The 12,208-nt window shown below is 58.2% G+C and carries 5 protein-coding genes; 3 read left to right on the top strand and 2 right to left on the bottom strand.

The window, feature by feature from the left end:
- Position 1: 1 nt before the first annotated feature.
- Positions 2-2,425: a DUF3536 domain-containing protein gene (locus OH144_RS11130; RefSeq protein ID WP_266202312.1), complete on the bottom strand. Its 2,424-nt coding sequence runs from the start codon at positions 2,423-2,425 to the stop codon at positions 2-4.
- 3 nt (positions 2,426-2,428) lie between these two features.
- Complete coding sequence (treZ, locus tag OH144_RS11125) at positions 2,429-4,279, bottom strand: malto-oligosyltrehalose trehalohydrolase (RefSeq protein ID WP_266202311.1); 1,851 nt, start codon at positions 4,277-4,279, stop codon at positions 2,429-2,431.
- A 214-nt stretch (positions 4,280-4,493) separates the two neighbouring features.
- Between treZ and OH144_RS11120 the strand changes: the two genes are divergently transcribed.
- Genes OH144_RS11120 through glgB form a run of 3 tightly spaced genes read left to right on the top strand, consistent with a single transcriptional unit; the run spans position 4,494 to position 12,170 of the window.
- Positions 4,494-6,515, top strand: a complete 2,022-nt coding sequence (locus tag OH144_RS11120) for an alpha-1,4-glucan--maltose-1-phosphate maltosyltransferase (RefSeq protein WP_266202310.1) — start codon at positions 4,494-4,496, stop codon at positions 6,513-6,515.
- A 23-nt stretch (positions 6,516-6,538) separates the two neighbouring features.
- The gene (gene treS / locus OH144_RS11115; protein WP_266202309.1) at positions 6,539-9,874 is read left to right on the top strand and encodes a maltose alpha-D-glucosyltransferase; all 3,336 of its coding nucleotides are present in this window, start codon (positions 6,539-6,541) and stop codon (positions 9,872-9,874) included.
- Positions 9,867-12,170, top strand: a complete 2,304-nt coding sequence (gene glgB / locus OH144_RS11110; RefSeq protein ID WP_266202308.1) for a 1,4-alpha-glucan branching protein GlgB — start codon at positions 9,867-9,869, stop codon at positions 12,168-12,170. Before treS ends, glgB begins: the two co-directional genes overlap by 8 nt.
- Positions 12,171-12,208: the final 38 nt, after the last annotated feature.

Here is a 12,208-nt window from a genome sequence, read left to right as displayed (position 1 = left end):
TTTATACTTTCAGGTTGAGGTTTTGGTAAAGTTTATCGAACTTCTCGATCCAAGCGGCGGCGGCCTTGTCGCCCTGCTCGCTACGCTTTTTGATGTCCAGGTAGCCGTCCTGCTGCATCCGGAAGGCGATGTTCTGAGCCTGCCAGTAATCTGTTTCCAGTTTGGAGCCGTCCACTACCTCCAGCAGTTCTATCAGCAGGTCCATGGTGGCAGCATCCTGTGGGGTATCCGATAACTTCTTCATCAGCAGGCCTACGCGTTGCGCCAGGGCAAACTCCTGGTCTTCGTAGTTTAGGGTCACGTTCATGCGTTGCACCTCCTCCAGCAGGCGCTTCACCTCCTGCGGGCTTGGCTCCTCCGACCTGAACTCTTGCAGCAGGTGGGTGTTCACGATATAATCCACGGTAGTTTGCAGGGGGCGCGGCATCTGCATGCCGATGGTGTGGATGGCTGAGATGAGGGAGTAGTTGTTGTCGTAGAGCTGCTTGAAATCGCTTTCCATGTTCTCCATCGTCTGTGCCAGCACCTGGTCGAGTATCTTTTTCTGATCATCCTTAAACAAGTGCCAGAACGAGTAGTTGTGCGACTCGAAGTGCTTGTCGAGGAGCATGATCACCTCGCTTACGTAGCCACGGTCGAAGGCGCTCTTGAGCTCCTGCAACAGCCGCTCGTAGTCCTCCTGGCTCATAAACTCGCGCACTCCGCCAAACAACTGATGGTCGCCCAGATGCAGCACGGCAAAGGTGACGGTGAGTTCCTCCCAGGTTACCTTACTCTTGATGCGGGCCCGACCCACCGCCAGTTTCTGACGCCCTGCCTGTATGTACTCATAGGCCTCGGAGGTGGCGGAGTAGCTGTAGAGCTCCATCACCTCGCTCTGATCCCGGAACAGGGAGGCTACCGCGTAGTGGGCGCCCACGCGCAGCAGGTCTATCATCGTAGGTTTCACCGTGCGCGCATAGGCAGTAGCGGCGTCCCCGCGCTCCCGGTAGTTGCTCTTGGCAAGGCTCAGGCGCGCTACAAATTCAGGTTCCAGGTCGCGGCTACCCAGGTCGTGGGCGAGCTGGAGTACGCGGGCGGCGTAAAGGATGTCCTGTACGGTTTCGATGCCGGTCACCTCATCAAAAAACCAGCCGCAGCTGGTATAGATCAGCAGGGCATGGTACTGCATCTCCATCAGCTTGAGGAAACGCACCTGCTCCTCCTTTGTCAGCTCCCGGGAAGTATGGGTTTTGATAAAGTCAGCCACATTCTCCTCCGAGCGGTCCATGATCACCTGGATGTAGTCGTTGCGGGTAGCCCAGGGATCGGCGCCGAGCTTGGTAAGTTCCTGCTCATAGAGCGGCGTGATCTCATCGCGCAGCCAGTCGAAGGCCTCGCGGATAGGCTTTCGCCACTCCTGGTTCCAGCTGGGGTGGCCGCCGGTGTTGCAGCCGCAGTTGCTGCGCCAGCGCTCCACGCCGTGCGCGCAGCTCCACGAGCTGGGCTCTATAAGCTGGGCTTCATACTTGGGCGGGTGTTTGGCCAGGAACTCGCCATACACCGTTACCTGCGCCAGTTTTTCCTCCTGGATGTGGTGGAGGGCGTAGGAGAGGGCCATCTCGCCAAAGCGGTGGTGGTGGCCATAGGTTTCGCCGTCTGTGGCAATATGCATCAGCTGCGGCTCCTTACTGCCCTCCTCAAAGGTGCTGCCAAGGCGGTCGGCAAAGTCCTCGCCACGCTCCAGCAATCCCTCAAAGGCAATGCCCTGCGACACCGGCCCGTCATAGAAAAACAGTACGATCTCCTTGCCGGAGGGTAGCTTGCAGAGGTAGGGGCGGCGCGGGTTAATGTTGGCTCCCGCCGCGTCTGTCCACTCCTTATCCCCGATCTTGCGGAAGGCCCTGGCCTGGTAAGGTGAGAGGATGGTGAACCGGATGCCATGCTCGGCAAGCACCTCCAGCGTAGGCACGTCGGCGGCGGTCTCAGCCAGCCACATGCCCTCGGGGGCGCGCTCGAAGCGTTCCTTAAAGTCGTAGATGCCCCAGATAACCTGCGTGTGCTTGTCGCGCTCGTTGGCCAGCGGCATGATGATGTGGTTGTATACCTGTGCCAGCGCCGATCCGTGGCCGGAGAAGCGTTTCATGCTTTGCTTATCGGCATCCAGTATGGCCTGGTAGGTTTCCGGGTCCTTTTTCTGCATCCACTCCAGCAGGGTAGGGCCAAAGTTAAAGCTGATGTAGCTGTAGTTGTTGATGATGTCGACAATGTTGCCCGCGCCGTTCAGCATGCGCGCGGCCGAGTTGCGCGCATAGCACTCGTCCGAAATGCGCTCATTCCAGTCGTGGTAGGGGGCGGCAGACTCCTGCAGCTCCACCTCGTTGAGCCAGGGGTTCTCGCGTGGCGGTTGGTAAAAGTGCCCGTGTATGCAGATATACTTGTTCATACGCTAGTGTTGTTGCTGAAGTATGAGAAGGGATTTCGGAGGCAACGTGATCGCTGCCTTCTGCTCCAGGGTGTCAGGAAGCTCGGCGCCGGTGCCGCCCCATTCCGCCGAGGCAGAGTGAAGTATGGCTTTCCAGTGGCCGGAGGTTTCCAGGGCTGGCGCCAGGGTTATACTTTGCCCGGCGTCGCTCAGGTTAAACAGGCAGTACAGGTTTGGCTCTTTGGTCTGATGCACCAGGTGCAGCACCATGTCGTGCGCCTCCATACGGGCCGATACCTTATCCTTCTCCGGTTTGGAGAGGGCGGCGGATTGCTTGCGCAACTGTATCAGGCGCTTGTAAAATGCACGTAGTTGGTGCTGCTGCGCATCGGAAGTATAGCTGCGGCTGAGCTTGGAGCGGTTGAAGGTATCCTCGCTCTGCGGGTCGGGCGCCTCGCCTTGCCAGGCAAAAGCCTTAAACTCTTCGCGGCGTCCCTTGCGCACCGCTTCGATCAAGTCCTCATCCCCGTGGCTCACAAAGTATAGAAACGGGTTTTTCTCCCCGTATTCCTCCCCCATAAACAGCATCGGCGTAAATGGCGAAAGTATAACCAAGCCTGCTATTACCTTTAGCGTCTCAAAGTCCACCAGGCCGGAGAGGCGTTCGCCCAGCATGCGGTTGCCCACCTGGTCGTGGTTCTGGGAACAGACTACAAACTGTTCGGCGCGATTGTTTTCGGTGCTGCTGCCGAAGGTGCGGTGGCGGTGTTCCGAGTACAGGCCATCATAAACAAAGGCGCGCTCCATTACCTTGGCCAGCTGTTCGGGTTTGCCGAAGCCCACGTAGTAGCCTTCCTGCTCACCAGTCACCAGGGCATGGATCACGTGGTGGAAATCATCGCTCCACTGGGCGTCTAGGCCGTAGCCGCCGCGCTCCATGGGGTTAATCAGGCGCACGTCGTTCAGGTCGCTCTCGGCGATAAGTATGAAATCGCGCCCTACCTGCTCCTCCAGCTCCTGCACGTGCTCCTGCAGCTCCTGCAGAAAATGTTTGGCGCCCATGTCGTAAATGGCGTGCACGGCATCCAGGCGCAGGGCGTCTATGTGGTACTCGCGCAGCCACATCAGGGCGTTCTGGAAGAAGTAGTTGCGCACCGCATCGGAGTGGTTGTCATCAAAGTTTAGGGCCGAGCCCCAGGGCGTTTTATACTTGTCGGTAAAGTAGGGGCCGAAGTCGCTGAGGTAGTTGCCCTCGGGACCCATGTGGTTGTAGACCACGTCCAGCACCACGGCCAGCCCCTGCTCGTGGCAGGCATTTACCAATTTCTTCAGGCCCTCGGGGCCGCCGTAGGAGTTCTGGGTGGCAAAAGGCAGCACGCCGTCGTAGCCCCAGTTGCGGCTCCCCGGGAACTGCGCCACCGGCATCAGCTCAATGGCCGTTATGCCCAGGTCCTTCAGCTCCGGCAGGCGCTCAATGATGCTTTCAAAAGTGCCCTCGGGGGTGAAGGCGCCCACGTGCAGCTCGTAAATAATGTACTGGTGCAGCGGCAGGTTCTTCCAACTCCTATCGGTCCAGGCAAAGGATGTTTGGTCTATTACCTGGGATGCTCCGTGCACGCTTTCAGGCTGGTAATGGGAGGCCGGGTCCGGGTGCTCTGTTTCCCCATCCAACAGGATGGTGTAGCGGGTGCCGGGGTTGGCGAACTCGCTCAGGGCGGTCCAGTAACCCATAGCCTCCTGCTGCAACGGCACCTGGATAGGCTCGGGCTTGTGCAGCAGCACATCTACCTGCTTTGCCTTGGGTGCCCATACGGTAAAAACGGTTCCTTTCTTCTCTGGGGAATACTGCGCCCCTATTTCTCTAAGTATGGCCATAAAAACGGGGTTTTACTCAGCACGTATTAACTGACTTAACGGGCTTTAGGTTGTGTGTTTCTGTTGGAGTTTGAGCTTTGGGCGATGGTTTTTTTAGGCCCTGGATGGCCTAAAGGGCCAGTAGGATGGCTTCTGCGGCGCCTTCTCCAAGGTAGAGCGAAACCTATTCCCCTCAGATTAGTACCTACAACGGTTAAAGCAGAAGTATATCTTAATGGAACAGCTGGAAGGAACAAAACGAATAGTTATTGAAAATGTAAAGCCTCAGATTAACTGCGGCAGGTTTCCGGCAAAGCGTGTGGTGGGGGAGGAGATAGTGGTGACGGCCGATGTGTTTGCCGACGGGCATGACGAGGTGAAGGCGAGGGTGCTGTACCGCCACGCCCGCAGGAAGAAATGGGAGGCGGTGCCGATGGAGTTCTTAGGGAACGACCGCTGGCAGGCCTCATTCACCCCGGATACGATGGGCCGCTTCGAGTACACCATCGAGGGCTGGGTGGATCATTTTTACACCTGGCAGAAGGGGCTGAAAAAGAAGTTTGAGGCAAACCAGGACGTAACGGTGGAACTGCAGATAGGGGCGCAACTGATGGATGCCGCCGCCGATAAGGCCAAGCCCGGCCAGCAGAAGCGCCTGCGTAAATGGGCCGAGCAACTGCGCAACAGCCACTCGCACGCCGATGACGTGGCCTTTGCCACCGGTCACGACGTGAGCGAGTTGATGAACGCCTGCTGCGAGCAGGAGAGCGTGACCACCTACGACAAGGTGCTACAGCTGGAGGTGGAGCGTCAGAAAGCGCTTTTCAGTGCCTGGTACGAGTTTTTTCCGAGGTCATCGTCACAGGAGGCCGGCCGCCACGGCACGTTTAAAGACTGTGCCCGCCTGCTGCCGCGCATCGCCGAGATGGGCTTCGACACTATTTACCTGCCGCCTATCCACCCGATCGGCCGGGCTTTCCGCAAAGGCAAGAATAACTCCGTTACCTCCGAGCCGGGTGAGCCGGGCTCCCCGTGGGCCATCGGCGCCGCAGAGGGAGGCCATGATGCCGTACTTCCTGAATTGGGCACACTGGATGATTTCCGCGAGTTTGTGCAACAGGCGCGGGAGTATGGCCTGGAGGTTGCTCTGGATTTTGCCATCCAATGCTCCCCGGATCATCCCTACGTGAAGGAGCACCCCCAGTGGTTTAAGTGGCGCCCCGACGGCACGGTGCAGTACGCCGAGAACCCGCCTAAAAAATACCAGGACGTGCTGCCTGTGAACTTCGAGACCGAGGACTGGCCTAACCTGTGGCGCGAGCTCCGGCGCGTGCTACTGCACTGGATAGAGCAGGGCGTGTTCATTTTCCGGGTGGACAATCCGCACACCAAGGCCTTCGGTTTCTGGGAGTGGGTCATCGGCGAGATACACAAGCAGTACCCGCAGGTGATCTTCCTGAGCGAGGCCTTTACCCGCCCGCGCGTGATGGAGCGCCTGGCCAAGATCGGTTTCACGCAGTCCTACACCTATTATACCTGGCGCAACTCAGCCGAGGAGATACGCCAGTACATGACCGAGCTGACGCAGACCGAGCTGCGCGAGTACTTCCGCCCCAACTTCTGGCCCAACACCCCGGATATTCTGCCTTACGCGCTGCAGGAGGGCGGCGAGCCGGCGCACATCACCCGCGTGGTGATGGCAGCTACGCTGTCCTCCAACTATGGCCTTTACGGGCCGGTGTATGAGTTCGGCATCAACCAGGCGGTGCCGGGCAAGGAGGAGTACTACAACTCCGAAAAGTATGAAGTGAAGCACTGGGACTGGGGCAAGCTGACAAAGATACGAGAGGTGATCTCGCTCATCAACAAGATCCGCAAGGTGAACCCGGCCCTGCAAACCACCTGGAACATCCAGTTTGGTGACTGCGACAACCAGGCCATCCTGAGCTATGCCAAGTGGAGCAGCGACTACAAGAACAAGATTTTTGTCGTAGCGAACCTGGACCCGCACCACACGCAAAGCGGCTGGATAAAGGTGCCCCTCTGGAAGCTGAAGATGAAGCCGGACCAGCAGTACCTGGTGCACGACCTGCTCACCGAGCGCAAGTATACCTGGACCGGGGAGTATAACTTCGTGGAGCTGCGCCCGCATGAGATGCCCGTGCATGTCTTCCGTATAGAAGAAGCCAGCCCCGGCATGGGGCACGATAATTTAGACGACACCTGGCTGCCATCCGAGCACCACACCAACGAATAAAAAGAACCCTTGTAACCACAACTATGGCAGACGAAAAACTCGAGCTTGACGACAACATCCACTGGTACAAAGACGCCATCATATATGAGCTGCACATAAAAGCCTTCAAGGATGGCAACGGCGACGGCATCGGCGACTTTAAAGGGCTGATGCAGAAGCTGGACTACCTCGAAGACTTAGGTGTAACGGCCATCTGGCTGCTGCCCTTTTACCCCTCGCCCCTCCGCGACGACGGCTACGACATTGCCGACTACCTGAGCATTAACCCGAACTACGGCAACATGCAGGACTTCAAGCTGTTTGTGCGCGAAGCGCATAAGCGCGGGCTGAAGGTGATTACAGAGCTTGTGATCAACCACACCTCCGACCAGCACCCGTGGTTCCAGCGCGCACGCCGTGCCAAGCCTGGCTCTAAATACCGCGACTGGTATGTATGGACCGACGACCCAACTAAGTACAAAGATGTACGCATCATCTTTACTGATACAGAGCAGAGTAACTGGAGCTGGGATCCGGTGGCCGGGCAGTATTACTGGCATCGCTTTTTCTCGCACCAGCCCGACCTGAACTACGATAACCCTGCCGTGCAGAAAGAGGTATTTAAGGTGCTGGATTACTGGTTCGACCTGGGGGTGGATGGTTTCCGGCTGGATGCCGTGCCATACTTGTATGAACGTGAAGGAACCAACGGTGAGAACCTGCCCGAGACGCACGACTTCCTCAAGAAGCTGCGCGCCCACGTGGACCAGAAGTATACCGGAAAACTGCTGCTGGCCGAGGCCAACATGTGGCCCGAGGACTCCGCCTCCTACTTTGGCGACGGTGATGAGTGCCACATGAACTACCATTTCCCGATCATGCCGCGCCTGTTCATGTCGGTGAAGATGGAGGACCGCTACCCGATCATCGACATCTTCAACCAGACGCCGCCCATACCCGAGAGCTGCCAGTGGGCCATGTTCCTGCGTAACCACGACGAGCTGACGCTGGAGATGGTGACCGACGAGGAGCGCGACTACATGTATAAAGTATACACCAAGGATCCGATGGCCCGCATCAACCTGGGTATCCGCCACCGCCTGGCCCCGCTGCTGGGCAACGACCGCGCCAAGATTGAACTGATGAACGTGCTGCTCTTCTCGATGCGCGGAACGCCGGTGGTATACTATGGCGATGAGATCGGCATGGGCGATAACTATTACCTCGGCGACCGCGATGGCGTGCGCACCCCGATGCAGTGGAACGACAACCGTAACGCCGGCTTCTCCGACGCCAACCCGCAGAAGCTGTACCTGCCGGTCATCATCGACCCGGAGTATAAGTATGAATCGGTGAACGTGGAGACGCAGAACCACAATGCCAACTCGCTGCTCTGGTGGATGCGCCGCACCATCAACATGCGCAAGCGCTACAAAGCCTTCGGCCGCGGAAGTATAAAGTTCCTGAACCCGAGCAACTCCAAGGTGCTGGCCTTCGTGCGCGAGTACGAGGACGAAACCATCCTGGTGATCGCCAACCTCTCGCGCTTCCCGGAGGCGGTGGAGCTGGACCTGCCTGAGTACAAGGGTTACGTGCCGATGGAGGTATTTAGCAAGAACAAATTCCCAAGTATAAAGGACGAGCCATACCTGTTCACCATCGGTGGCCACGGCTACTACTGGATGGAGCTGCGACCGCAGGAAGTGGTGCAGGAGTCGGAGCGGGACCAAGCCCGGCCAGCCATGAAAATAGGGAGTCTCCGGCAGCCCTTAGATGCCCGCTCCCTGCGCGAATTGGAGAGCCGCGTGCTGCCGAACTACATCTGGCAGCGCCGCTGGTTCGGAGGCAAGGCCCGCACCCTGCAGCGTATGCAGGTGATGCAAAGTATGCCAATGCCGATGAGCAAGGGCGGCGCGGCGCTACTGTTTGTGGAGGTGAGCTACAACGAGGGCCTGCCGGAAGTATACCAGCTGCCCATCGCCTTCGCCACCGGAGAGCAGGAGCAGGAACTGCGCGACCACAACCCGAACGCCGTCATCGTCCGGGTAAGTATAGACAACAAGGAAGGTGTTCTTTACGATGCCCTCTACAGCGACGATTTCAGGCAGATGCTGCTGCAGCTGATGGTGCGCCGTAAGAAGCTCCGCCACGACGGGTCAGAGCTGGTGGGCTTCAGCCACCGGGAGGTGGGCACGGAGCTTAAGAACCAGGAAGGGCCGCTGACCTCTAAAATCCTGTCGGCGGAGCAGAGCAATACCTCCATCATCTACAACAATGCCCTCTTTATGAAGGTATACCGCAAGCTGGACCGCACCTTGAACCCGGATGTGGAGGTGGTGCAGATGCTGACCAAGCATGCGGGCTACGACCATGTGCCGCGCTTCCTGGGCTCGCTGGAGCAGCAGGAAGGCAATAAGCCGCCCATGGTGCTGATGATGCTGCAGGAGTTGGTTCCGAACCAGGGCGACGCCTGGAGCTACTTTGGCGATGCACTCAAGCGGCTTTACGAGCGCCTCAAAACCCAGACCGAGCGCCTGAAAGTCAATGGGGTTTCCGGCTCATTGTCGCGGCCGTTGGCTTTCTCTGAGGTTCCAGAGGAGGTGCAGATGCAGATAGGAGGTGCCCACGTGGAACGTGTGGAGCTGCTGGGGCAGCGCACTGCAGAGATGCACCTGGCGCTTGGCTCCATCACCGACCGCAAGGATTTTACGCCGGAGAACTTCTCGCTCCACTACCAGCGCTCGCTCTACTCTTCGCTCACCTCCCTGGTGCGCAGTAACTTCGATAGCCTGCAGAAGCACCTGCCGGAGCTGCCGGAGCATGTGCGCGGCGAGGCAGAGGAGGTGCTGCAAATGCGCGGCGAGATTCTGGAGCGCCTCAAGATGATCTTCGCCCATAAGATAGATACCCAGAAGATCAGGACCCACGGCGATTACCACCTGGGCCAGGTACTGTTCACGGGCAAGGACTTCTACATCATTGACTTTGAGGGCGAGCCGGCCCGCTCCTTCAGCGAACGCCGCCTCAAGCGCTCTGCCCTGCGCGACGTGGCAGGCATGATCCGCTCGTTCCACTATGCCGCTTACAGCGCCCTGTTCCAGGAGGAGGGGCTGCGCAAGGAGGATGTGGATTACCTGGAGGCCTGGGCCGAACAGTGGTACCACTACGCCAGCGGCTTCTACATGCATGCGTACCTGGAAAAGACCATGGGTACCAGCATTGTGCCAGCCAAGGAAGAGGACTTTGAGATACTCATCCATACTTACTTGCTGGAGAAGGCCATCTATGAGTTGGGCTATGAACTGAATAACCGTCCGGATTGGGTGCTCATCCCTATCAGAGGCATCAAGTACATCATGAAAAAGTATAAGAATGGCTAAGAGAAAAGAAAGCATAACCCCCGAGACTACCGAGCAAAACAAGGTAACCCCAGCTAAAACCGGCACCTCCAGGAAAAAGAAGGAGGAACCGAAGGCGGCTGGGGAAACGGAGGCTGCAGCCAAGCCTGCCGCCAGCCGGAGCCGCAAAAAGGCTACAGAGGATACCGCCGCCGGAATGGGAGCCGCCACGACGGCTAAGGCAGCCGCACCCGCTAAGAAGCGCGGAAGACCCAAAAAAGGGGAGGAGGTGCCGGTGCAGGTAGCCTCTAAAGATGGCGTGCAGGAGGTGGTAAAGGCAAAGACCAGCACCAGGGCTAAGGCTACTGCCACCAAGGTGGTAGAGGCCGGTGATGTGATTGCGCCGGCGCAGCAGTCAGACCAGCCGGTGTGGTATGCCAGTCTTTTCACGGACTTCGATATCTACCTGTTCAAGGAAGGAAAGCATTTTAGCCTGTACCTGAAGCTGGGCTCGCACCCGATGGAGCTGCATGGGCGACAGGGAACTTACTTTGCCGTGTGGGCTCCAAACGCGGATGAGGTGTCGGTAATGGGCGAGTTTAATGGCTGGAGCCGCGAGAGCCACCAGCTGCACATTCGCCACGATGGATCGGGCATCTGGGAAGGGTTTATACCGGACGTGCAGACAGGCATGATGTACAAGTATCACATCAAATCCAAATACCACCTCTACCACGTGGAGAAGAGCGACCCCTTTGCCTTCTGCCGCGAGGTGCCGCCGCAAACTGCCTCCATTGTTAGCGAGCTAAAGTATGAGTGGCAGGACCAGGCCTGGATTGACGAACGCAAAAACAAGGCAGGGCAGCCGCAGCCCTACAGCGTGTACGAACTGCACCTGGGTTCCTGGCGCCGCAAGCCCGAAGACAACAACCGCCCGCTCACTTACCGCGAGCTGGCCGAAGAACTGCCGGCCTATATAAAAGAAATGGGCTACACGCACGTGGAGCTGATGCCTGTGATGTACCATCCGTTCAGCGGCTCGTGGGGGTATCAGATCACCGGTTACTTCGCGGCGCATAGCCTGCTGGGCTCCCCAACCGACCTGATGCACCTGATCGATGTGCTGCACCAGCACGGCATCGGCGTGATCATGGACTGGGTACCCTCGCATTTTCCCTCGGATGAGCACGGGCTGGCCTACTTTGACGGTACGCACCTGTTCGAACACGCCGACCCGCGCAAAGGCTTCCACCCGGACTGGAATAGCTACATCTTTAACTACGGCCGCAATGAGGTGCGCTCCTTCCTGATCAGCAACGCCCTGTTCTGGCTCGATAAGTACCACGTGGATGGCTTGCGGGTGGATGCGGTAGCCTCCATGCTATACTTAGACTACAGCCGCAAAGAAGGCGAGTGGATCCCGAACGAGCATGGTGGCCGCGAGAACCTGGAGGCGATCTCCTTCCTGAAGGACTTTAACCATGCCGTGCACAGCAACTTCCCGGAGGTGCTCACTATTGCCGAGGAATCGACGGCATGGCCAGCGGTGACGGGCCCGATCGAGCAGGGCGGGCTCGGCTTTAACATGAAGTGGATGATGGGGTGGATGCACGACACGCTGCACTATTTTTCCAAAGACCCGATCTACCGCCGTCACCACCAGGGCGAGATAACGTTCAGTATGGTGTATGCCTTCTCTGAGAGATTCATGCTGCCGCTCTCCCACGACGAGGTTGTGCATGGCAAAGGGTCGTTGCTGGGCAAGATGCCTGGCGATGAGTGGCAGCGCTTTGCGAACCTGCGGGCGCTTTATGCCTACATGTATGCCCACCCGGGCAGCAAGCTGATGTTTATGGGGGGCGAGATTGCCCAGGGCAGCGAGTGGAACCACGACAGCAGCCTGGATTGGCACCTGCTGCAGTACCCGCCGCACCAGGGTATACAACAGCTGCTACGCGAGCTCAATGCCATCTACAAGGCGGAGCCGGGCATGTACCGGCATAGCTTCAGCCCTGAGGGCTTCGAGTGGGTTGACCTCAACGATGCCCACAACTCGGTCATGAGTTTCCTGCGCAAGGCAGACAGACCCGAGGAGGAGATCCTGGTGGTGTGCAACTTCACGCCGGCGCTGCACGAGCACTACCGCATTGGCGCACCGCATGCCGGCAAGTGGGTGCAGATCTTCAACTCAGACGACAGGCGCTATGGCGGCAGTGATGTGCATAACCTGGACCCGATCCAGACGGAGGCGGAGCCGTTCCACGGCCAGTCTCACTCCATGACCATTAAGCTACCGCCCATGGCTGTGGTATACTTTAAAGCGACCAACGGCGGGTAAGCCGGGTAATTGAACGTGAATCCGTTTTGGGGAGCGAC

It is taken from the genome of Pontibacter kalidii, assembly GCF_026278245.1.
Taxonomy (GTDB): Bacteria; Bacteroidota; Bacteroidia; order Cytophagales; family Hymenobacteraceae; genus Pontibacter; species Pontibacter kalidii.
The sequence above is the reverse complement of the archived record's forward strand: the minus strand, read 5'-3'. Positions and strand labels throughout refer to the sequence as shown.

Coding starts and splice junctions, on each gene's coding strand:
- OH144_RS11130 (WP_266202312.1), bottom strand. CDS start 2,425: ATGAACAAGTATATCTGCATACACGGGCACTTTTACCAACCGCCACGC.
- treZ (WP_266202311.1), bottom strand. CDS start 4,279: ATGGCCATACTTAGAGAAATAGGGGCGCAGTATTCCCCAGAGAAGAAA.
- OH144_RS11120 (WP_266202310.1), top strand. CDS start 4,494: ATGGAACAGCTGGAAGGAACAAAACGAATAGTTATTGAAAATGTAAAG.
- treS (WP_266202309.1), top strand. CDS start 6,539: ATGGCAGACGAAAAACTCGAGCTTGACGACAACATCCACTGGTACAAA.
- glgB (WP_266202308.1), top strand. CDS start 9,867: ATGGCTAAGAGAAAAGAAAGCATAACCCCCGAGACTACCGAGCAAAAC.